Genomic DNA, 22,260 nt, shown 5'->3' with positions numbered 1-22,260 from the left:
GGGTTGGGGCGGGATTGGACGAAGGGCGCCGAGGCCTAGGCCTCTACGGTGCCCTCACCGTTGCCGGAAGCGGTAGCAGCGGATTCGCCGGCCTGCTCCTCTTCCTGCTGCTTGAACTGCTTGCGCAGCATAAACAGCTGGCGGACGGTCTCTTCCTTCACGCCATCGTTCATGGCGTTGAACATCTCGCCGCCCTCCTTCTGGTACTCCACCAGCGGATCGCGCTGCGCCATCGCGCGCAGGCCGATGCCCTCCTTGAGGTAGTCCATCTCATAGAGATGCTCGCGCCACTTCTGGTCGATGATAGGCAGGATGACCATGCGCTCGGTATTGCGCATCTGCTGCTCGCCGCCGATGGCGGTCACAGACTCTTCGAGCTTGTCGTACTCATTATTGGCGTCCTGCACCAGGGCGTCGCGAAGCTGCTCAGCAGAGAGCTCGCCTGGGGAACCATACTCGGAGCCTTCCACCAGCTCCTCATGGGAAATGGTGGGGCCGTAGAGGGAATCCAGCGCATTCCACAGCGCGTCCAAATCCCAGTCCTCCACGTAACCGGTGGCGGTAGCGCCAGCGACATACGCGGACACGGTGTCATCGATCATGCCGCGGATATTGTCCTGAATATCTCCGGCATCAAGGATGTCGTGACGGGTAGCGTAGACCACCTTGCGCTGCTCGTTGAGCACCTCGTCGTACTTGAGGACGTTTTTGCGCATCTCAAAGTTCTGGTTCTCCACCTGCGCCTGGGCACCCTTGATGGAGTTGGAAACCATCTTGGCCTCGATGGGGACATCGTCCGGCACGTTGAGGCGGTTCATCATGTTTTCCATGGACTGGCCCACAAAGCGCACCATCAACTCATCGCGCATGGACAGGTAGAAGCGGGTCTCACCCGGGTCACCCTGGCGGCCGGTACGACCACGCAGCTGGTTATCAATGCGGCGGGACTCGTGACGCTCAGTGCCCAGCACGTAGAGGCCACCGGCCTCGCGCACCTGGTCACCCAGCTTCTTGGAGCGCTCCCTCTCGGAATCGATTTCTGCTTCCCAGGCCTCCTGGTACTTCTCTTCATCCTCGAATGGGTCTAGGCCGCGCTCGCGCAGCTTCTCATCGAGGATGACCTCGGGGTTGCCACCGAGCACGATATCGGTACCACGGCCGGCCATGTTGGTAGCCACGGTGACGGTGCCGGGGCGTCCCGCACGGGCGATGATCTGGCCCTCTTCCTCGTGGTGCTTAGCGTTAAGCACGTTGTGCTTGATGCCGCGCTTAGACAGCAGCTGGGACAGGTACTCGGAGCGCTCCACGGAGGTGGTACCGACCAGAACCGGCTGGCCGGACTCGACGTGCTCGGCAATATCGTCCACTACGGCAGCGAACTTAGCTTCCTGCGTCTTGTAGATGCGGTCAGAGTGGTCGGCACGCTGATTCGGCTTATTGGTAGGAATCGGCACCACATCCAAGTCATAGATGGAGTGCAGCTCGGCGGCCTCGGTTTCTGCCGTACCGGTCATGCCGGAGATCTTCTCGTACAGGCGGAAGTAGTTCTGCAGGGTAACGGTAGCCAGGGTCTGGTTCTCGTTCTTGATCTCCACCTGCTCCTTGGCCTCAATGGCCTGGTGCATGCCCTCGTTGTAGCGGCGGCCGGCCAGCACGCGGCCTGTGAAGCCGTCCACGATCATGACTTCACCATTGCGGACGATGTAGTCCTTATCGCGGGTGAAAAGCTCCTTAGCCTTCAAGGCATTGTTCAGGTAGGACACCAGCTGGGAGTGCTCGGGGGCGTAGAGGTTATCGATGCCGAGCTGATCCTCGACGTATTCCACGCCCTCTTCCAGCACGCCGATGGTGCGCTTCTTGTGGTCCACCTCGTAGTGGATACCCTCGCGCATGCGCGGGGCCAGCTGCGCGAAGACGCTGTAGAACTGGGAGGAACCATCTACCGGGCCGGAGATGATGAGCGGGGTACGGGCTTCATCGATAAGAATCGAGTCGACCTCGTCCACGATGCAGAAGTTGTGGCCGCGCTGCACCACATCATTGAGGGAGCGGACCATGTTATCGCGCAGGTAGTCAAAGCCCAGCTCGTTATTGGTGCCGTAGGTAATGTCGCAATCGTAGGCGGCCTTGCGCTCTGGCGGGCGCATCTCGGACAGGATGACGCCCACGGACAGGCCGAGCCAGCGGTGGACACGGCCCATCATCTCGGCGTCGCGCTTTGCCAGGTAATCGTTAACGGTCACGATGTGGACGCCCTTGCCGTCAAGGGCATTGAGGTAGGCCGGCAGCAGCGAGGTCAGGGTCTTGCCCTCACCGGTGCGCATCTCGGCGACGTTGCCGAAGTGCAGGGCCGCACCGCCCATGATCTGCACGCGGTAGTGCTTCTGATCGAGGACGCGCCAGGCAGCCTCACGGACGGTGGCAAAGGCCTCGAGCAAGATGTCATTCATCTCTTCGCCGTCTCGCAGGCGAGTCTTGAACTCGTCGGTCTTCGCCTTAAGCTCGTCGTCCGAAAGCTCCGCGTACTTATCCTCAAGGGCAATTACATCGTCTGCCATTTTGCCCAGGCGCTTGACCGTACGGCCCTCGCCCGCGCGCAGCAGCTTGGAAAGTCCAAACACGGTTAGTTAGTCCTTCTAGTCGCGACAATAAAGTTAACTCGTCGCTATTGTACTCACTCGCTTTCACAAAGCATCTCCCGCCTAGCACAAAGGGCAGGCGGACAGCCTCCGTTCAGCCTGTATATCCCCCGCAACCTGCTTGCCGACGCCCCCTCCCCTAACCACACATTCGACCCCGCTGCATACTCGCAGCAGGGTCGTTAGCTAAGAGATGTATGAGCTCCTTTAAGCTTCAGCGTCTTCCGACAGGGAGATAATGCCGTAGTCGTAGGCGTGGCGGCGGTAGACCACGGACGGCTTATTGTTCTCCTCGTTGACAAAGAGGAAGAAGTCGTGGCCCACCAGCTCCATCTCGCTCAAGGCATCATCCACGCTCATCGGGGTAGCCGGGTGCTCCTTGGTACGCACGATCTGGCCGGGGCGAACGTCCTCCACGGTCTCAGCATAGGGGTCAACGTAGCGCTCTTCCTTGGCGCGCTCCGCTTCAGCTTGGGCCACCATCTCAGCGGCAATCTCGCCGGTACCCTTTTGTGCACGGTGACCGCCCTTGACGTTTTCGCGGCGCACCTTCACCTTGCGCAGGGAACGCTCCATCTTGCCCAAGGCGGTTTCGAGCGCTGCGTAGAAGGAATCTTCCTTGGCTTCAGCGCGGGCGATATGTCCCTTGCCCGTAGCGGTGATCTGAAGACGCTCCGCTTCGGAGTCACGGCGCGGGTTTGGTTCGTGCTGCAGCTCCACGTGGAAGAAGGTCAGGGTGGGGTCAAGGCGTTCAATCTTGGCCAGCTTGTCATTAACTCGCTCTTGGAAGTGCTCGGGGACCTCGACGTTGCGGCCCGTAATCGTTACCTGAGCTTTGTTTGGCTGGGACATTGAGATGCCTCCCTTGAGTAGTGGGGACTAGAATCAATCACAGTAACTATCTCTCTGTGACACTCCTCATGGTAGCACTGGTTATGACCTTTGCGGGAAATTTTTAAGCAACTCCCCTACCTCGAGGGTGGGCGCCACCCCTATCTAGGCATCCGCAAAGACCAATGCCCCGCAGACTTCCACACCCGCGGCCTGCAGGGCGGCGATGCTCGCGGCGAGGGTGGCACCGGTGGTAATGACGTCGTCGGCAAGCAATGCAGGGCTCTGCGCAATTGGGGCGCGCACGCGGACTCGGCCCTGCAGGTTTGCCCACCTATCCTGGGCATTGAGCTCGGACTGGTCCGCGGTGGACTGGCCCATTGTGAGCGCCGCGCACACGCCCACGCGCTGGTGCTGCGCCGCGGCGTGACACACAGCGGACACCGGATCGCCGCCGCGTGCCCGCGCCGAACGCGGCCGAGTAGGCGCGGGAACGAGGGTGTACTCGCGCGGGATATCGCCGCGGGCGCTCAAATGAGCCAGCCCGGCCGCGAAGACGGCCCCCACATACTCGCGCACCGGCCGATTGCCACGCTCCTTCATGCCAATGATGATGCGGCGGCGAATATCGGAATAGGGGCCGAGAGCATAGACAGGCGCGCCCAGCAGCCGGGGCCGTGCCACCATGTAGGGCGGCTGCCGCAGGTGATCGCGGCACGGTGGGCACAAGACCTCACCCGGCGCGCCGCACCCAGCGCACGCACGCGGAAAAATAAGCTCCCCCAAGCCCATAATCGCCTCTCCCCAGCCGCGCAGGCCCTCTGGCGGCTAATTAGAAACGATAGGGGAAGAACGCCGACCCTGCAGGCCGGAGACCTCGCGCCAGTTGGTTTCGTCCATCACGGTGGAAGGAAGCTCCAGCATGGCGTGCGAATCAGTAATAAAGAGCTTGGTAGGCGAGGTTGCCACGGCCACCACGGGGGCGGTGATATTGCCGGTGGGCATGGTCGAGGCTGAGGAACCATCCTGCTCGATGCGCCATACGGGCGACTGGCTCGAGGAAGTACCCACGATAAGCGAGCCATCCGCATTCCAGTCCAGCGATAGTGCCGAGCCAGATACTTCGGGGCCTACCTCGCGGGCATTGACGATGCGCTTATCGCCGCTGCTGGATTGGGCAACGGCCGCAATGTACACGTGGCCATCAATAATCATGGCCACGCGCGCACCGCTATGGGACAAGCGGATAACGGAGATTTCGCCCTCAATATCGTCGATGCTGCGGGCATCCACCTCGGATTCGGAGATGCGGCCCGTGGTCTTGGAGCGCACCACGCGCACGATGCGATCGCCATCGACCACGGTCCAGGCGGCTTGCCCGTTGTACTCGAAGGTCGGCCGTGCCAGCGTGGGTCCGTCCACCGAATCCTGCAGCTGGCCGTCAAGCTCGCCTATCTGCAGCGAGAAGTCATTATTGGATTTGCGGCGCACTGCCGCAACGAGGCCGCTATCGGCAACATCGACGGATTGCACGTCACCGCTGCTGCCCAGCGTGGATTTCACGTGCTCGGCCACACCATCGTCTACCTCGAGCAGGTTGCCCTCATTGAGGGCGTAGAGCTTAGACAAAGAGGTGCTGCTTTCCTCCGGGTTATAGTCCGCGAAGTCATCCACGCTCAGGCTATCCATACCCTCCACCAGGTCACCGCCATCGGCCTTGACCTTAAAGGGGCCGGTATGGCCGGCTTCCGTGAGCGTCCACACTAGCTGGGCTGCAAAGAGGGTGCGATCTTGGGCGTCTAGGTCAGCAAGGCCCTCGAATTGGTAGCCCTGTTCGCGGTCATAGCCGGCGAAAGTGACATTCTCCCCCGCTGCCCGCCGGGTAGCGGGCGCAATGCTAGCTGAAGGTCCCTCCATCAACAGCGTAAGGAGCGTCGACTCCGATTGTTCGCCGCCCTTATACAGCCAGCGGCGGTCTGGAACCAGCACATCGTTGCTCTGCTTAAAGAAGTACAGCGATTGCGGGGTGTAGTGATTGCGCATTTCATTGCGCTCCATTACTACCCCTGCCGGCAAGCCATCGACGCGCCACCTATCGTCTTGCATCTTCATGTAGATGACGGCCTCGTAGCCCTCATTTTCCGGCACGTACGCACCGCCGGATTTCAGGCGGCCGATGATGGTGCCGCGCACCGTGAAGGCGCGCTCATTATCCCTCGAGCTTTGCTTACTAGCGGGCGCGGTAACGATGTCCAAGCTATCGACCACCATCACATCGCCGCTGGCGTCCCAGGCTTCCCGGGCGTTATCCGTCAAAAAGCCGCGCGCGACCTCATGGTCGTTTCCCGGCACGGCGGAAGCCTGGTAGAAATCGCGCAACGTCAAGTCCGGGTCATCGCCGGGTTGCGGTGCAATGACTTCTTCCGGGCCATCCGGTTGCTGCTGGTAGGTACCGACTACTTGCGGACCGGTGTTATTCGGCAGGGTGGAACAGCCGCTGACAAAAAGCACGGCCGCTGCGGTGCCGACAACTGCGGTCTTGCGATACTTCGCTCTCAACACGCTTATTTCCTCCTACCCTCAAAGTCCGGGGCCTTATAGGCGCGCCTGTCCGGGGTGGCCGCGCCGCGGTTAAGCTCACGTTCCGAAGGCCAGAGGATGCCATCGCCCTCCGTCTCGCCATCGGTGCCTTTTTCGCTCTTGTCGACGTGCGGTGAGCTCATGCCCGAGGAAATGGCCGGCGTTGCAGCGGCAGGCCCTGCATCCGGTGCGGCGGCGCCAGTATCCTGTGCTTCTGAAGTTTCAACTTCGGGTTCTGCCAGCTCACTACCATCCGCAGTGCTGGTGACGGGTGCGCCGGGAATCTCCACAGCGATGGGAGCCTCACCCACCTCGGTATTCGGGGTGCGCGGAATAATGAGGCGGAAGCGAGAACCAAATCCCTCGTAGCCGGTGGCATCTAGCGTGCCGCCGTGCAAGACGGCATCCTCGCGGGCGATAGCCAAGCCCAAACCGGTGCCGCCAGAATGGCGTTTGCGGGAAGAATCCGCACGCCAGAAGCGGTTGAATACCAGCTCTTCCTGGCCAGGTTTTAAGCCCACGCCGTGGTCCGTAACGGTAACGCCCACCGCAGTGTCTGTGGCTGCGACGTCAACCGCCACCAGATTGCCCTCCGAGTGATCAATGGCATTGGCCAGAAGGTTGCGCAAGATGCGCTCAAGGCGGCGGGAATCGGCCTCGACTCCGATGCGCTCCTCCGGCAGGTTGAGCTGGACCTCCACGTCGAGCTCGCGGGCTAAATGCTCCACCTGTCCGTAGGCCGCCTCCACACACGAGCGCAGATCAATGGCTGCCGTAGACAAATCCGCCACACCAGCATCGTGGCGAGAAATCTCCAGCAAGTCCGCGAGCAATTCCTCGAAGCGGTCGAGCTCGCTCGACATGAGGCGGGAAGCGCGCTGGGCACCGTGCGGCAGGCTATCGCTTTCCGCCTCAATCATGTCCGCGGCCATGCGCACGGTGGTCAATGGGGTGCGCAGCTCATGGGAGACGTCAGAAGTAAACTGCCGCTGCAAATCGCCGTACTCCTCCAGCTGTGCAATTTGGGAGGAAAGCTTATCGGCCATGTTATTGAAGGACGCGGCCAAGCGACCCATCTCATCATCGCTATCGACGGCCATGCGCTCCTTCAAATGACCCGCCGCCAAGCGCTGCGCAATGCGCGAGGCCGAGCGAATTGGCGTAATTACCTGCTGGGTAGCTAGCCAGGCAATGCCCACCAGCAGCACCACGACGACCACACCGGCCGCCGAAAGCAGACCGCGCATCAACGCCATGGTGGATTCTTCCGATTCCATGGACAACGCCAGGTAGACCTGCGTACGGGGAATATCGGTATCGGTAGGCGTGCCTACGAGCAAGGCGTTGTAGTGATCACCATTTTCGCGTGGAGCCGGGAAATACTGCTGCGCAATCTGGCCTTGATCCACCATCTCCCGCAGCTGATCCGGCACGGGGAAGTCCTCGGGCGAAGTGGTAACAGAGCCATCCTGGTTTTCCACCACGATGACTGGTTCATAGACCGCCTGGGCATCGCCCTGTTGGGCGGAGAGCTGGCCCAACGCAGCACGCGCAGAGTTGATGCGTACCTGGACGGAGTTAGCGGAACTGGTGGCATCGATCTGCTGTTCCACGGCCGTGCGGGCGCGCTCCAGCTCCTGCTGGGCTACGTCCTCTTTTTGGCTGACCAGGCGCTGGGTAAGCACGGACACCAGCGCGTAGGCCAAGATGATCATGACCACCGAGGAGGCGACCAAGATCATGCCAATGACGCGCGCCTGCAAAGAGGTGCGCCACGTTGTAATGAAGGCGTCTCGAATGCGCCTTAGACGCTCAATGATGCCGATGGTCCTTACTCCCCGGCGCCGGCCTTGCCGGTCTTATACCCCACGCCGCGCACGGTCAGCACGATCTGCGGGTCTTCCGGATCGTGCTCGATCTTGGCGCGCAGGCGCTGGACGTGCACATTTACCAAGCGGGTATCAGAAGCATTGCGATAGCCCCACACGGATTCCAACAGCGATTCACGCGTGTGTACCTGGCCGGGGCGGCGCGCCATCTCCAGCAGCAGGTCAAACTCCAGCGGGGTCAGGTTCAGCTCGGTACCATCGGTGCGGCGCACGGTATGTTCCGGCACATCAATGACAAGGTCCGCAACCTCCAGGATTTCAGATTCCGCAGAATCGGTGCGACGCAGGCGCGCACGGATGCGAGCGATGAGTTCCTTGGGCTTGAATGGCTTGGTGATGTAATCATCCGCGCCGGATTCAAGGCCGAGTACCACATCAACCGTATCGGTCTTGGCGGTCAGCATAACGATGGGCACAGAGGATTCACGGCGGATGGCACGGCAAATATCTACGCCGTTCATGCCCGGAAGCATGAGGTCCAACAGGATGAGGTCCGGCTCGTGCTGCTCAAAGGCAGGCACGGCGTCATTGCCGTCCATGACCGGAATGGGCTTGAGTCCCTCGGACTCGAGCACTATGGTCAGCATCTCTGAGATAGCCGGATCGTCATCGACAACCAAAATCTTGGGCGCCACGTTTTATTCTCCTACAAGGTCTTTTATCGCTGAAATAATAATATCCGCATCGGCGGTAGCGATCCAGCGTCCACCCCAGCCCGCATCTGCTAGGCGCCGGTAGGCCGCGGCGGTGCGTTCTTGCAACCCGCCATCGCGTTCGTAGCGGTCGCGTTCCCGGCTGGCGTCCGCGTGGGCTCGTGCCTGCGCTCTTTCCGACGCCACCTCTACCGCCGTATCCAAATACACCTGCAGGTCCGCCTGCGGCAGGCTGAGGGTGCCAAATTCCAGATCGTGCACCCACTCCATCACCGCATCGTCTTCGAGCCGCGCCGCCGAATACGCCGCATTGGAGGCCACGTAACGATCCAGGAGCACCACAGTGTCGGATTCCTTGGCGCGCTGCAGCTGGTCCTTAACCCCATAGCGATCCAACGCGAATAGCGTCGCCATGGCATATGCCGAATCCGTGAGGTCGCCCATTTTTCCATAGAGTGCCTTCTGCGCTAGCTGCGCGTGAATCGAGTCTGCATAGCGCGGAAAGGCGATAACCTCCACGGGCCGGTCCAACGACTCCTTGAGTGCGGAGACCAACGTATTTTTACCGGCACCGTCGATGCCTTCGATGCTAATCAGCATAGGTGTGGGCTATCTTCCCTTCTGTTATTTCACCCGCGGGGCCGCTCTCGCGCGGCCGCTGCCGCGGGCAGCAGGTTCGGCTTAGGACAGGGCCTCAATGAATGGTTCGAGGTCATATTCTTCCTCGACGTTTTCGAGCACCTCGAGCGCATTTTCCGTCAAGGTCTCGCTGCCAGAGCCCACCAGTTCCCTAATATAGGGGTAGTCTTCGACAACTTCGCCCGCGCTAAACGGCGCACCAGCCCAAATGGCAGCAATGGTGGCCGCCGCTTGAGCATTCTGCTCTTCTTCTTCGCTGAGTTTTGGCTTGCTGTGTGCGACCTCGCAGGCATCCTCGACGGCGCGAATTACCCCTTCTTCATCGAGGTTTGCCATCTCATCCAAGAAATCGATGTTGAGGTCCGTGCTGAAAATATTTTCGTCCCAAGTACTCACTTTTGACTCCTTCGGTGCTTTCAGCGCCATTTATACACGCTTTCTTGATGAAAGAAAGCAGACGATGAAAAGGTTTGCATGGCCTTCTACGCCCGTGAACTGCCTTTTTGTTTACTTATCACAGAAACGCGACGCCGTCGCAATGTTTCCTAAACATGATAGCCTCGTTACCAACTTGTTACCGGGGCACTGTATCGCCCTCCCCCTTGGGCTGAAACCGCCCGCCTCATAGAAAGGACAGCCACGATGAAGCCAGATTCGCGCCGCGTCTACGTGTTCATTGTGGCCGGACTGATCGCCGCGGTCGTCGTCGGAGTCGCCGTCTGGCGCATGAGCTCGCCGAGCGCCAACTATTCCAATGCCGCGGATCAGTCCGCGACCACCTCCGTCTCCCCGACCCACACCGCAGCCGAGGAGACCACCACTTCTTCCACGGACCATTCCCCCTCGAAGAAGCACTCCTCGCGCACCACGAGTTCTACCGCCTCGTCCGGCGATGCCAAGCACCAGCAGCCGCACAACAACGATCCGTTTCTCGCCCCTAATGCGGTAGTGCGCCCACAGGCAGCAACCCAGCCCACCAAGGTCTACCGTCCAGAAAACATCTCCCCGCAGGGCACCGCCTCGCAGGGCAATACCACCACCCAAGGTGGTCAAGGTACCGGCCAGGGCAATCAGCGTCTGACACCCGATTACCCGAGCAACCAGAACGGCTCGCAGTCTACTGGCGCTCCACAGAACAACCAGGGCGGCACCACCCCGCCGGCCACCTCTGGTCCGTCCACTCCACAGCCCTCACCTGAGGCACCTGCCGCGCAAGATAACTCGGGCAAGGCTTCCGACGCACCGGCCCAGGAACCAGCTGGTACGGAGCGACCCGAGGCCGAGAAGGCGGAGCAGGAACAGCTCACCGGCCATGCCGCTGCAGAGCGACCCTCCGCCGATCAGAACCAGGAGCCTACCGACTTGGTGCCAACTAAGCAGGCACCGGCCACGGCCCAGCAGGCTCCGAGGGAAGCGACGCCTTCGCGCTAATCCGGAGCCGGTTCTCGGCGTAGACGAACAAAAACAAGCACGTTACCTCGATCCTGAAGGCAGAAATCGGGGAAACGTGCTTGTTTTGCATGCGCAGGAATGCGGCAATTGCGACGCAGCCACGATGTGCGCCAAGAATTGGGCGGAGCAAGCCACAACGCGGCCGTAGTGAAGACGGAAAAGCACGCTTCGCCTGAAACCGGAGAACGGCGGCGAAGCGTGCTTGTGTGGGCTAAACGCGGACTAGGCGCGGGCGACGAAGAGGTCGGCGGCGTCGGATGCCGCAGTAGCGGTAACGAGCCTCTCGGAGGCTGGCAGCCAGACGGCCTGGCCTGGGGTCGCGGTGAGGGTCTTGCCCGCAGCATCGGTAAAGGTTACGGAACCTGCGGTGCACAGGGCGATGGTCGGGCCATCGTAATCGAGATCCACAGAAGACGAATCGGTGAGCTCCACGCGGTCAAGCAGGAATTCCTCGATGGGTACCGGGTAGGACCATGCGGCGGCATCGTGCACGTTGCCCTGGGCGGACTTATCTTGTTGTTGCACTCGCGGCTCGTCGGCAGCGGCGTAAGTCAAGACCTTGACCAGCTCTGGAACGTCCACGAACTTAGGAGTCAGGCCACCGCGCAACACGTTATCGGAATTAGCCATGATCTCCACGCCGAGGCCGGAGACATAGGCGTGGAGCTGGCCGGCATCCAAGTAGACGGCCTCGCCGGGCGAGAGCTCGATGTGGTTGAGTAGCAAGGCGCCCAGCACACCAATATCGCCTGGGTAGCGCTGGTTAAGATCCAGCACCGTGGACATGACGCGGGACTTCCAATCGGCCGGGTCGGCGGCGATCAGGCGCTCGCCGGCGGCCACAATGGCGGAAATGAGCTCCTTGCGCTTGGCAGACGGAATGGTAATCCACGTGGTGAAAAGGACGCGCAGGTTGGCGGACTCGGTGGTTGCCGAGGGGTCGTCGTCAAGCATGGCAACGTAGTGATCCAGCTCAGGGCACTCGAGGGCGGCAAAAAGCTCGCGGGTGCGCGCCAAGGGGCGGAAGCCGGCCATGGCATAGAAATCCGTGAGCGCGACGATGAGCTCGGGCTTGTGGTTATCGTCCTTGTAATTGCGATTGGACGCGGTGAGCTCGATACCGGCGGCGTTTTCGCGGGCAAAGCCCTCTTCCGCCTGCGTCTTTGACGGGTGAGCCTGCAAGGACAGCGGCTCCTCGGCCGCAAGCACCTTGAGCAGGAAGGGCAGGCGCTCGCCGTACTCGGCAGATACGCGGCTGCCTAGCTGCCCTGCCGGATCCTCTGCAATGACCTCGTTGAGCAGGCGGCCATCCACCGTGGAAGGGTCGCCGGGGTGGGCACCGAACCACAGCTCGGCGACGGGCTTATCAGCATCGGGCTGCCCCTTGAGGTGTGGGATGAGGGTACGCGAGCCCCAGGAATAGTTGCGGGTAGCGCTGTGCAACAGCTGCATGTGTTTCTATCCTTTAGAAATCTCGTAGGCGGTCGCGGCAAAACTCCGCGTAATAAGCTGCAGTGAGCGGGCAAGATGCCCCAGGCCCGGTTCCGGGTCGATGCTGCGGACTGCAAGCGAGTTGGGCAGGTTCGCCTCTTCCTGCCCCCAGAAAATCACCTTCAAGGGTACCAAAGCGCCCCCGGCACCATCGCCATCAATGAAGGGGTCATAGAAGAGATCAGTGGCCGGGGAACTATCGGAGTCGCGGTCGAGCGCGCGGCGCAATTCGGCTGGGTCCACATATGCGCTCGGCAGGCCGTGTACGGCCCAGATGGTCGCGGCCATGCGGGCCACGAGGGCGTCGAGCTGCACGTGCTCGCGACGCTCGGAATAGGAATACGGGTCGAACACGCAGGAATGGATGACGCGGGCGCCGTCAATAAACTCGCGCAATTGGCGGCCCGGATTGGTAGTGGCATCGCGCTCGGGAGAAAGCTGTGCAAGCTCGCGGTCCACAGCCGCAGCGAGGTCCTCGAGGGTCTCCTTCACCGCGGTCGGCCCCTGATAGAGCAGGCAGCACAGCGCATGCAGGGCGGCAATGCTGCGCGCGGGCGAGCTACCCTCGGCCGTCGGCAGGCAAGGTGCGACGAGCGTATCCTCCGAGCAGTCCTCCACCAGCGGGCCCTTGGCCGGCCCGATGAGCACGGTGGTGGCACCGCGCTGGCTGGCAGTAATGAGGGCGCGCGACGCCCAGTCGCATTCGCCAGGCTCGCCGACGACCACGACCAGGTCCAGCGCCCCCACGTAGCGCGGGAGCGATTCGGTCACCACAATCGGGATCCGCAGCGGCTCGGCTAAGCCAACGCCTAGGTGGGCAGCTTGGCGGGCAATCGCGTCGGTGGGAATAATGACAAGCGAGCGGGGATTGAGCCCGCTGAGCGCCTCGCCCCAGCGCTCCACTTCTCCGGCCACAAGGCGGATTTGGGCGCCTTCGTGCGCGACATCAAAAAAGCGCACGGTTTCGGCATCGTAATTACCGGTATCCATGTGGCCCAAGCATAGTCGGGCGCCCACTAAGATGAAGTCCTATGACTTCCGCACAGATTCATCCCGTAACCCTGATTGGCGGCGGCCCCGGCGCGTGGGACCTTATTACCGTGCGCGGCATGCGCGCCCTGCAGGATGCAGAGGTTATTCTTGCCGATCACCTGGGACCTACGGCGCAGCTCGATAAGCTGTGTGATATTTCTTCCAAAGAGCTTATTGACGTCTCTAAGCTCCCCTATAAGAAGTCAATCTCGCAGGAAAAGATCAACGAGCTACTCATCGAACACGCCCGTGCCGGCCGCAAGGTGGCCCGCCTTAAGGGGGGCGATCCCTTCGTCTTTGGGCGCGGCTTTGAAGAGGTGCAAGCGCTGGCGGAAGCGTCCATTCCCACCACGGTCATTCCGGGCGTGACCTCAGCCATTTCCGTTCCTGCGGTCGTCGGCATCCCGGTAACCCAGCGCGGCATTGTCCACGGATTCACGGTGGTTTCCGGCCACCTGCCGCCCGGCCATGAGAAGTCCTTGGTCGACTGGGCAGCGCTCGCCCGCTCCGGCGCCACGCTCGCAGTCATTATGGGTGTGAAGAATGCCCCGGCGATTGCCACTGCGCTTATCGACGCCTCCCTCTCCCCCTCCACTCCTTGCGCCATCATCCAAGAGGGCACGCTTTCTACCGAGCGCGCCTATCGCTGCACCTTGGGTACCTTGGCGCAGACGATGGCCGAGCATGAGATTTCCGCGCCGGCGGTCTACGTCATCGGCGAGGTGGCCGGGCTCTAGCACCCCTCGAGGCCTTCAGGAACCGCGAGGCCAACTTGCGGCCGCGCTCTACCCCACCGCAGTTAGGGTTTGGCCCGTATCGTGGCTAAAGGTCGCGGCAGAAGGGCTACGCGCGGTCAGCGGCGGGGCTTTCGGGCGCCTTATCCTGCACGATGGTTACGGCAGACCTGCGCGAACCGTGGACGCGGTGGGCGGCAGCGACACGCTCCGGATAGTCCGGGGCATGGAAATCAGCATGGGCAGCTTCCTCGGCGTTTTCGGCTTCCAATTCCGCCGCACGCGCGCGCCTGGTGCGCAGCGCGCCACGGACGGTGGCGGCTACACCAGCTACGACCACGACTGCGATGGCAACCGGAGTAACTGCTGCAGGAACTGCCCAGCCAAAGTACGTCTCGGCAGCGCCGATGACCTTGCTGATATTCAGGCCCACGATGGCCGTGCCCACCAGTCCGCCGAGCAGAACCGGGTTGATGCGAGAGATAAGCCACGCGGCAATGGGCGCGGTGATAGCGCCACCGATGAGCAGGGCAACGACTGCGGCCAAGTTGGCGACGATATCGTGCCAGAGACCGACGATAAAGCCTGCGGTGGCGCCGAAGGTCACCAGGAACTCAGCGGCGTTGACCGTACCCACGATGCGGCGCGGCTGCTCGCGGCCGATGGCCATGAGCGTGGAAGTCGACACCGGGCCCCAACCGCCGCCACCGGTGGAATCGACGAATCCGCCCACAAGGCCCAGTCCGGCCAGAAACGGCGTGGAGTGAGTGCGCTTATAGGCGGAGCCACGGCGGCGTGGTTGGGAGAAACGCCAAATGAGGTTGGCGCCGATGCCCACCAGGATGAGTGCGGTCACCGGCGCGGCCGCCGCGGTGGAGATATTCGACAACAACGTAGCGCCCAAAAAGGCGGCGATCCCGCCCGGCACGCCGAGACGGACCACGGTTTTCCAATCCACGTTGCCAAAGCGCGCGTGGCTCAATCCGGAGATGGCCGTGGTACCAAGCTCAGCGGTATGGACGACGGCCGACGCCTGCGCGGGACCGAGGCCTGCCAGCAACAACATCGTGGTAGACGTGACGCCGAAGCCCATGCCGATGCCACCGTCCACGAGGTTGGCGGCCGCACCGGCGAGCGCGATGAGGATGAGGGTTAGCATGGCGCGAACACCTCCTGTGCGGCTCGGCGGGCGTGGCGAAAGCGATCTGCGACGAGGCCCGCGAGGTCGGTGCCTAGCGGACGGTCGACGGTCGCGGGAACGCCCGCCAGCCGGTCAAGGAGCAGGCCCTCGGTCACGAAGAGCGGAATCACGCGCACGCGAGAGGGGTCTTGATGCTCGCGGCACAGGGACACGATCCCTTCGCGACCACCGCGGGTGGCAAATTCCACCGCCGTGGGCACGCCGGTGAGCGCGAAGGTGCGGTGGGCGAGCTCACGGATGGCATCGTTGGCCGCGGTATCGGAGGAACCGACGGAGTAAATGACCACATGGGCATCGTCAGGCCGGGTACGGGAGGCGAGCACGCGGGCGAGGTCCTCGCCGGTGCCGAGCCCAGGGGCAAGGTGGAGGGAAAGGTGGGAGGTTTGGGCGGCGTCGGCAAGCGCGCGTGGGACGTCCACGCGTTGGTGGTAGCCCTGGGTAAAAAGCAGCGGAACCACAACGGCCTCGGTCTCCCCTAGCTGGGCGAGCTCGAGCGCGGCCGTGGTGAGGTCGGGCTCGTTGAATTCCAGGTGCGCCGCGCGGGCTGGGCGCAGACCCGTGGCCTGGGTCAGGCGCTCAATGCCGGCCGCGGCGCCCGGGTGCCGCGAACCGTGGGACAGGGTAATAAGTGCGGGCATGGGGCGCATCCTTAAGCCTGCGGTGCCGTGGAGTGTCCGCGGCGGGCAAGCGAGCGCTTCAATGCCTCGTTGGAGGACACGGCCGGTGCGGGGGCTACCGGGGAATCGTCTTGGCCGTGAAAGCGCACGGAGAAAATCCGCAGGCACTCCTGGCACTTCCAGGCAAAGTCATCTTCCTCATCCGGGAAGAGGTCAGTGCCGGCGCAATACGGGCAGAAGCTGGGATGGTTGCGGTTAGGGTTGGGCTGGCGGCGAAAATTCACTGCAAGTCCTCCTCCTTGGCACGCAAGACCCAGTGGCGGAATTGCTCGCCGTCCTCGCGCTGCTCCTTGTATTTATTGACCAAACGAATGACGTACTCGGGCACCTCATCGGCCACGACCTTATGGCCGCGCAGCTTACGGCCCCAGTCCGGCGACAGGCCAAGGGCGCCACCTAGGTGAACCTGGAAGCCCTCCACGCGGTTGCCCTCGGAATCGGTAACAATCTGGCCCTTCAGGCCGATGTCCGATACCTGCGAACGCGCACAGGCGTTGGGGCAGCCATTGAGCGCGATGGAAATCGGCACGTCCAGATCGCCCAAGGTGTCTTCCAAAATGTCTACCAACTCGATGGCGCGGGCCTTCGTAGTCACGTGCGCGAGCTTGCAGAACTCCAGGCCGGTGCAGGAAATGACGCCGCGGCGGAATTCGGACGGCTGGGAGTATAGACCGGTCTCATCGAGCGCGCGGGAGAGCGCCGGAATGTCTTCTTCCTCCACATCGAGGAAGAGCAATTCCTTCATCGGAGTGGTGCGGATGCGGCTGATACCGAACTTCTCGGCCACGTCCGCGATGGCGATGAGCTGCTCGCCGGTGGCGTGGCCCACGGTGGGTTTTACGCCGACGTAGAACTTGCCATCCTTCTGGCGGTGCACGCCAAGATGATCGCGGGAGCCAGGCTCGACCTCCAGAGGGATGCCATCCAGCAGCGGCTTGTCTAGGTATTCTTCCTCCAGCACTTGGCGGAACTTTTCGATGCCCCACTTGGCTACCAAGAATTTCAGGCGGGCACGGTTGCGATTGCGGCGGAAGCCGTAGTCACGGAAGATGCCGACCACGCCGGCCCAGACCTCAGGCACGCGCTCTAGGGGAACCCAGGCGCCGAGGGACTGCGAGAGCATCGGGTTGGTGGACAGGCCGCCGCCGACGAAGCAATCGAATCCCGGGCCGTATTCGGGGTGGTTCACACCCACGAAGGCAACGTCTTGAATCTCGTGCGTAACGTCCTGGCGGGAGTTGCCGGAGATAGCGGTCTTGAATTTGCGCGGCAGGTTATGGAATTCCTCGCGCGGCAGGTAGTTATTCTTGATTTCTTCGATGGCTGGGGTGGCATCGATAATCTCGTCCTCGGCCACGCCGGCAACCGGAGAGCCCAAAATGACGCGCGGCACGTCGCCGCAGCCCATGAGCGTGCTCAAACCTACCGACTCGAGCTTGTCCCAAATGGTGGGCACATCCTCGATTTGAATCCAGTGCAGCTGGATATTCTGGCGGTCCGTAAAGTCCGCCGTGGAGCGGGCATAATCGCGCGAGATCTCACCGACAGCGCGCAGTTTGGCGGGATCGGCACGGCCACCGTCGAAGCGCACGCGCATCATGAAGTACTCGTCTTGCAGCTCGGCGTTGGACAGCTTGGAGGTCATCTCGCCGCCCAAGTTCTGGTTGCGCTGAGTATAAAGGCCCAGCCACTTGAAGCGAGGGGCTAGGTCATCGGCCGGGATAGAGGAAAATCCCTGCTTGGAGTAGATATCGATGACGCGCTGCTTGGCAGAAAGCCCGCCGTCTTCCTGCTTAATTACCTCATCGTTATTGAGGGGCTCGGTGCCGTCAATCTTCCATTGGCCTTCGGGCTTTTTGGCGCGGGGTGTGCGCTTGGTATTAGTCGCGGTGGTCATGGTGTAGATCTCAACCTGCCTTTCCTAAGTATTGGAAGACAACCTACCCGTCTAAAATGAGCAGACAAAGCGGTCTTTTTTATTTTCAAGTCAAAAATCGCCCTGAACTGGCCAGAAGGGAGAATATTTTTAGAATCTAATTCAACTCCTTGCCGCAAACTAGACTAAACGGTTCAATTGCCAGAAAGATAAGCCACAAAAATGAACCTAGCGGTCTAGATCCCGCGATTAAGAGAAAGGCATTCACACAGCATGAATCAGCCCTTGAAGGTAGCCGTCATCGGCGCAGGTCCGGCCGGCATCTATGCCTCCGATATCTTGGTAAAAAAGACCGGCGGCGAGGTACAGATTGACCTCATCGAACAGATGCCCGCGCCCTTCGGCCTCATCCGCTACGGCGTAGCGCCGGACCACCCGCGCATTAAGGGCATTATCAAGTCCCTGCACCGCGTGCTCGATACCGAGCAGATTCGCCTGTTGACCAACGTGCACATCGGGCGTGACATCACCGTCGACGAACTGCAGCAGCACTACGATGCCGTGGTCTTTGCCACCGGCGCCGTGGGCGACCGCCACCGCGATATCCCTGGCGCGGACTTGGACGGCGTGCATGGCGCCGGCGAGTTCGTCGGCTTCTACGATGGCAACCCGCACTTTGAGCGCGACTGGGATCTCTCCGCCAAGGAGGTGGCAGTCATTGGCGTAGGCAATGTGGGCCTTGACGTCTCCCGCATCTTGGCCAAGACCGGCGATGAGCTCAAGGTCACCGAGATCCCCGATAATGTCTACGAGTCCCTAGCCAAGAACCAGGCTGAGACCGTGCGCGTCTTCGGCCGCCGCGGCCCGGCGCAGGCCAAGTTCACCCCGCAGGAGCTCAAGGAACTGGACCATTCCGAGTCCATTAATGTTGTGGTCTCCCCCGAGGACATCGACTATGACGAGGCCTCGCTGGCCGCGCGCCAGGAGAGCAAGTCCACCGACTTGGTGTGCCAGGTGCTCGAGCAGTATGCCATCCGCGATCCCAAGGAGGCGCCGCACACGCTGCAGATCCACCTCTTTGAGCAGCCGGTAGAGATTTTGGGCGAGGACGGCAAGGTCAGCGGAATCAAGACCGAGCGCACCGCTCTCAATGGCGATGGCAGCGTGCACGGCACCGGCAAATTCACCGAATGGCCGGTGCAGGCGGTCTACTTCGCCACCGGTTACCGCTCCGATGCGGTCGATGGCGTGCCATTTAATCAGGACAAGAACGTCATCAATAACGATGGCGGCCATGTTATCGATGCGGCCGGCGCGGTAGTGCCGGGCCTCTACACCACCGGGTGGATTAAGCGCGGCCCAGTGGGCCTGATTGGCAATACCAAGTCCGATGCCACGGAGACGATTGGCATGCTGCTTGCCGACGCCGCTTCTGGCACCCTCCCCTCCCCCTCCAGCGCCGCGGATATCACCGAAGTCTTTGCCGAGCGCGGTATCGATTATCTGACGTGGCAGGATTGGCAGCGCTTGGACGCGGCCGAGCGCGCCCTAGGCGAGCGCGAGGGCCGCGAGCGTAAGAAGTTTGTGGAGTGGGAGGACATGGTCTCCCACTCGCGCGCCGAAAATTAGCGGCGAATGATGGCAAGGACCTCGTCGACGATGGACTGCACCTCGTCGGTGGTCTTTGCCTCTACGTTAAGGCGCAGCAGCGGCTCCGTATTGGACGCGCGCACGTTGAACCATGCCTCGGTTCCCTTGAGCTCGACGGTCACGCCATCGAGTTCATCGACGGACTCAATCTTATCCGCCAGCTCATCCAGTACTGCCTGGGTAGCGGCCTTCTGGTCCTCCACGGTGGAGTTAATCTCGCCGGAGGCCTCGTAGCGGGAGTATTCCGCCATGAGCTCGCTCAGCGGCTTGTCGGACTGGCCCAGTGCGGCCAGCACGTGCATCGCAGCAAGCATGCCGGAATCAGCGTTCCAGAATTCCTGGAAGTAGTAGTGCGCGGAGTGCTCGCCACCGAAGGCAGCCTTGTGCTCGGCCATCTGCGCCTTGATGAAGGAGTGGCCCACACGGGTGCGCACCGGGGTACCGCCCTTTTCCTTAATGAGCTCCGGCACGGTCTTGGAGGTAATCAGGTTGTGGATGATGGTAGCGCCGGGGAACTTCTCCAGGTAACGCTCAGCCACCAGCGCACAGATGGCAGAAGGAGAAACCGGCTGGCCCTTTTCATCCACCACGAAGCAGCGGTCCGCATCGCCGTCGAAGGCCAAGCCAATATCGGCCTTCTGATCCACGGTGAACTTCTGCAGGTCTACGAGGTTCTTCGGGTCCAAGGGGTTAGCCTCGTGGTTCGGGAAAGTGCCATCGAGCTCGAAGTACAAATCGCGGACGTCGAAAGGCAAGCCATTGAAGACGGCCGGCACGGTGTGGCCACCCATGCCATTGGCGGCATCGACAGCTACGACGAGCGGTTTGGAATCCTCTAGCGGTACCAGCTTGCGCAGGAAGTCGGCGTAGCCGGCCAGAATCTCCTGTTCGGCAATTGCGCCCTCGGTGCCGGTGAACTCCGGGGTGCCGTCGATAAGCATCTGCTTAATCTGCTCCAAGCCGGTCTCCTGACCCACCGGTACCGCGCCGGCGCGGCAGAGCTTAATGCCGTTGTACTTGGCTGGGTTGTGGGAGGCGGTAAACATAGCGCCAGCACACTCCAAGGAGCCGGCGGCGTAGTAGAGCTCGTCGGTAGAGGTTAGCCCCAGCAAGGTCACGTTGAGGCCCTGGGAGGTCACACCCTCAGCAAAAGCGCGCGCCAGAGACGGCGAGGACGGGCGCATATCGTGGCCGACTGCTACGGTATTTTCGCCTTCTTCCCGCAAGATGGCGGCAAACGCGGCGCCCGTATCGCGCACGAAGTTCTCATCGATATCTTCGCCCACCACGCCACGGACGTCATAGGCCTTAATTACTGCATCAAGATGCTCACGAGTTCGCATAACCTGCAATAGTACCCCCGCCGACTGGGAAACTACCGCACCACGGGGTTCGTGTCAGTCCTGTTCCGGTTCCGCGGGCGTCGTTTCATCGGGCACGACCGAAAGGTGCGCGCGGCGCGCCTTTTTGGCATAAGCCACGCGACGGGTGCGAAAGACCGGGTGATTCGAATTGGCAGGATCCGCTCCATCAAAGGTCGCGGAATAGTCGATAGGGTCTGCACCGGATCCGGCGCTGCGGTCATCGACCAAGCCGGTGGTCACGCGGCCGTCTTCCTTGACCGCCTCTGCCAGGGCCATCAGGTCATCTTCCTCATCCAGCTCGATGCGGTCCACACGCACCAGCTCCCAACCCACTGGGGCGGAGATGCGATCGCGGTGGGTGGCGCACAGATCCCAGCTATGTGGGTTCTCCTCTTCCGCCAGCGGCCCAACGACGGCCGTCTGGTCCGCGTAAGCGTAGGTCAATGTCGCCACGGCGGGGCGGCCGCAGCCTGGGCGGGAGCAATGGCGAGAAATAGTCACAGCGCATAAGTCTAAACCCTTAGTTGAGATTTAGATAGTCTTCGCCCCGGCGTGGCTCCGCTAAAACCAGCCCGCCAGGACCCTAGAATCAAGGTCATGACCGCCGCTCGCCCGCATATCCGCCCCGCCCGCGACCGCCACGGCCACGGCATGCGCGGACCTCTCCTCCCCCAGCAGACCCCGCGCTACCGCAGCGCGCGCGAGCACTTCGACATGGCCGTATTGGAGGCCTATGCCCCCATCCAAAACGCCTTCGCGCCACAATTGCGGGGCCTCGACTTGGCTGTAGACACCATCCCGCGCATGCGGCTTTCGCCCGATATGACCGTGCTACCGGATGAGATTATCGCCGATGGTCCAGTTCCCCTCGGCCGCGTGGTTCCCGCCGGCGTAGATTCCGAGGGCCAGCCCACCCGCGCACGCTTGGTCATTTTCCGCATGCCCATCGAGCAACGCGCCTCCACCCCGTCCGAGCGCTCCGAGCTCCTGGGTACCGTTATCACCGCGCTGGTGGCCAACTACCTCAACTTGGACCCCGAAGAAGTGGACCCGCGCTATAGCTGGTAGCCCCGGTAAATTTCGCGGCGCAGCAGAAAAGCCCCTGGCCGCACATTGCGTGCTAGCCAGGGGCCTTACTGGACACCTTAATTATCCAATCTCGCGTTTGAGGCGGCGGCGCTCACGGTCAGATAGCCCGCCCCAAATACCGAAGCGCTCATCGTGCTCCAGCGCGTACTCCAAGCATTCATCGCGCACCGCGCAGGCCTGGCAAATGCGCTTGGCCTCACGGGTAGAGCCTCCCTTTTCAGGGAAGAATGCTTCAGGGTCGGTCTGCGCGCACAGCGCCTGGTCCTGCCACTCCTGCTCGACGGCACCGAAGAGTTCATCGAGCGACATCTCTGCAGCAGCACCGCCACGGAGAATGGCGTTGTTATTAGCCATTTTGTCCACGCCTTTTCCTTTCTCCGAGGTTGGGTAATTCTCATCAGTGCGACCGACTGTACACCACATTCCCCTTGGGTAACCCCGCCGGGATGGTGTGGAAGTAACG

General features: G+C 61.8%; 21 protein-coding genes. 4 read left to right on the top strand and 17 right to left on the bottom strand.

The window, feature by feature from the left end:
• Positions 1-35: 35 nt before the first annotated feature.
• From secA to RAE09_RS09985, 8 genes are all read right to left on the bottom strand, one after another.
• Complete coding sequence (gene secA / locus RAE09_RS10020; RefSeq protein WP_005322400.1) at positions 36-2,621, bottom strand: preprotein translocase subunit SecA; 2,586 nt, start codon at positions 2,619-2,621, stop codon at positions 36-38.
• A gap of 225 nt (positions 2,622-2,846) precedes the next feature.
• Positions 2,847-3,491, bottom strand: coding sequence for a ribosome hibernation-promoting factor, HPF/YfiA family (gene hpf / locus RAE09_RS10015; protein ID WP_005322401.1), 645 nt, complete (start codon positions 3,489-3,491; stop codon positions 2,847-2,849).
• A 144-nt stretch (positions 3,492-3,635) separates the two neighbouring features.
• The gene (locus tag RAE09_RS10010; RefSeq protein ID WP_316981605.1) at positions 3,636-4,157 is read right to left on the bottom strand and encodes a ComF family protein; all 522 of its coding nucleotides are present in this window, start codon (positions 4,155-4,157) and stop codon (positions 3,636-3,638) included.
• A 141-nt stretch (positions 4,158-4,298) separates the two neighbouring features.
• The gene (gene lpqB, locus RAE09_RS10005) at positions 4,299-6,032 is read right to left on the bottom strand and encodes an MtrAB system accessory lipoprotein LpqB (RefSeq protein ID WP_316981604.1); all 1,734 of its coding nucleotides are present in this window, start codon (positions 6,030-6,032) and stop codon (positions 4,299-4,301) included.
• Positions 6,033-6,034: 2 nt separating this feature from the next.
• The gene (mtrB, locus tag RAE09_RS10000; protein ID WP_394372007.1) at positions 6,035-7,792 is read right to left on the bottom strand and encodes an MtrAB system histidine kinase MtrB; all 1,758 of its coding nucleotides are present in this window, start codon (positions 7,790-7,792) and stop codon (positions 6,035-6,037) included.
• Positions 7,793-7,881: 89 nt separating this feature from the next.
• Complete coding sequence (mtrA, locus tag RAE09_RS09995; RefSeq protein ID WP_005322406.1) at positions 7,882-8,574, bottom strand: MtrAB system response regulator MtrA; 693 nt, start codon at positions 8,572-8,574, stop codon at positions 7,882-7,884.
• 3 nt (positions 8,575-8,577) lie between these two features.
• On the bottom strand, positions 8,578-9,192 hold the full coding sequence (locus tag RAE09_RS09990; RefSeq protein WP_316981602.1) for a dTMP kinase: 615 nt from the start codon (positions 9,190-9,192) through the stop codon (positions 8,578-8,580).
• 81 nt (positions 9,193-9,273) lie between these two features.
• On the bottom strand, positions 9,274-9,657 hold the full coding sequence (locus RAE09_RS09985) for a DUF4259 domain-containing protein (RefSeq protein ID WP_005326586.1): 384 nt from the start codon (positions 9,655-9,657) through the stop codon (positions 9,274-9,276).
• Between the two features lie 216 nt (positions 9,658-9,873).
• Between RAE09_RS09985 and RAE09_RS09980 the strand changes: the two genes are divergently transcribed.
• Complete coding sequence (locus RAE09_RS09980) at positions 9,874-10,662, top strand: hypothetical protein (protein WP_316981601.1); 789 nt, start codon at positions 9,874-9,876, stop codon at positions 10,660-10,662.
• Between the two features lie 243 nt (positions 10,663-10,905).
• Here RAE09_RS09980 and manA read toward each other — a convergent pair whose 3' ends face one another.
• Both manA and RAE09_RS09970 read right to left on the bottom strand, forming a co-directional pair.
• A complete protein-coding gene (gene manA / locus RAE09_RS09975) occupies positions 10,906-12,135 on the bottom strand; it encodes a mannose-6-phosphate isomerase, class I (protein ID WP_316981600.1) in 1,230 nt (409 codons plus the stop codon).
• Between the two features lie 6 nt (positions 12,136-12,141).
• Positions 12,142-13,164, bottom strand: a complete 1,023-nt coding sequence (locus RAE09_RS09970) for a MurR/RpiR family transcriptional regulator (RefSeq protein ID WP_316981599.1) — start codon at positions 13,162-13,164, stop codon at positions 12,142-12,144.
• Between the two features lie 41 nt (positions 13,165-13,205).
• Here RAE09_RS09970 and cobA point away from each other — a divergent pair, with 41 nt between their 5' ends.
• Positions 13,206-13,943, top strand: a complete 738-nt coding sequence (gene cobA, locus RAE09_RS09965) for a uroporphyrinogen-III C-methyltransferase (protein WP_302259366.1) — start codon at positions 13,206-13,208, stop codon at positions 13,941-13,943.
• Between the two features lie 106 nt (positions 13,944-14,049).
• Here cobA and RAE09_RS09960 read toward each other — a convergent pair whose 3' ends face one another.
• The 4 genes from RAE09_RS09960 to RAE09_RS09945 are packed head-to-tail and all read right to left on the bottom strand — an operon-like array spanning position 14,050 to position 17,715.
• A complete protein-coding gene (locus tag RAE09_RS09960; protein WP_302259365.1) occupies positions 14,050-15,099 on the bottom strand; it encodes a sulfite exporter TauE/SafE family protein in 1,050 nt (349 codons plus the stop codon).
• The gene (locus RAE09_RS09955; RefSeq protein ID WP_316981598.1) at positions 15,093-15,779 is read right to left on the bottom strand and encodes a sirohydrochlorin chelatase; all 687 of its coding nucleotides are present in this window, start codon (positions 15,777-15,779) and stop codon (positions 15,093-15,095) included. The genes RAE09_RS09960 and RAE09_RS09955 overlap by 7 nt, the downstream gene beginning before the upstream one ends.
• Positions 15,780-15,790: 11 nt before the next feature.
• On the bottom strand, positions 15,791-16,042 hold the full coding sequence (locus RAE09_RS09950; RefSeq protein ID WP_316981597.1) for a hypothetical protein: 252 nt from the start codon (positions 16,040-16,042) through the stop codon (positions 15,791-15,793).
• On the bottom strand, positions 16,039-17,715 hold the full coding sequence (locus RAE09_RS09945; protein WP_239278735.1) for a nitrite/sulfite reductase: 1,677 nt from the start codon (positions 17,713-17,715) through the stop codon (positions 16,039-16,041). The genes RAE09_RS09950 and RAE09_RS09945 overlap by 4 nt, the downstream gene beginning before the upstream one ends.
• 252 nt (positions 17,716-17,967) lie before the next feature.
• Between RAE09_RS09945 and RAE09_RS09940 the strand changes: the two genes are divergently transcribed.
• Positions 17,968-19,323, top strand: a complete 1,356-nt coding sequence (locus RAE09_RS09940; protein WP_316981596.1) for an FAD-dependent oxidoreductase — start codon at positions 17,968-17,970, stop codon at positions 19,321-19,323.
• Here RAE09_RS09940 and RAE09_RS09935 read toward each other — a convergent pair.
• Together RAE09_RS09935 and RAE09_RS09930 are read right to left on the bottom strand one after the other, a co-directional pair.
• Positions 19,320-20,687, bottom strand: coding sequence for a phosphomannomutase/phosphoglucomutase (locus RAE09_RS09935; protein WP_005326604.1), 1,368 nt, complete (start codon positions 20,685-20,687; stop codon positions 19,320-19,322). The two genes, RAE09_RS09940 and RAE09_RS09935, sit on opposite strands and share 4 nt — an antisense overlap.
• A gap of 54 nt (positions 20,688-20,741) precedes the next feature.
• Positions 20,742-21,209, bottom strand: coding sequence for a DUF3499 domain-containing protein (locus RAE09_RS09930; protein ID WP_150850639.1), 468 nt, complete (start codon positions 21,207-21,209; stop codon positions 20,742-20,744).
• A 96-nt stretch (positions 21,210-21,305) separates the two neighbouring features.
• Between RAE09_RS09930 and RAE09_RS09925 the strand changes: the two genes are divergently transcribed.
• Complete coding sequence (locus tag RAE09_RS09925; protein WP_005322429.1) at positions 21,306-21,776, top strand: metallopeptidase family protein; 471 nt, start codon at positions 21,306-21,308, stop codon at positions 21,774-21,776.
• 81 nt (positions 21,777-21,857) lie between these two features.
• On the opposite strand, the gene RAE09_RS09920 is transcribed toward RAE09_RS09925, so the two are convergent.
• On the bottom strand, positions 21,858-22,106 hold the full coding sequence (locus RAE09_RS09920; RefSeq protein WP_005528147.1) for a WhiB family transcriptional regulator: 249 nt from the start codon (positions 22,104-22,106) through the stop codon (positions 21,858-21,860).
• Positions 22,107-22,260: the final 154 nt, after the last annotated feature.

Source organism: Corynebacterium tuberculostearicum (assembly GCF_032821615.1).
GTDB lineage: Bacteria > Actinomycetota > Actinomycetes > Mycobacteriales > Mycobacteriaceae > Corynebacterium > Corynebacterium tuberculostearicum_H.
The sequence above is the reverse complement of the archived record's forward strand: the minus strand, read 5'-3'. Positions and strand labels throughout refer to the sequence as shown.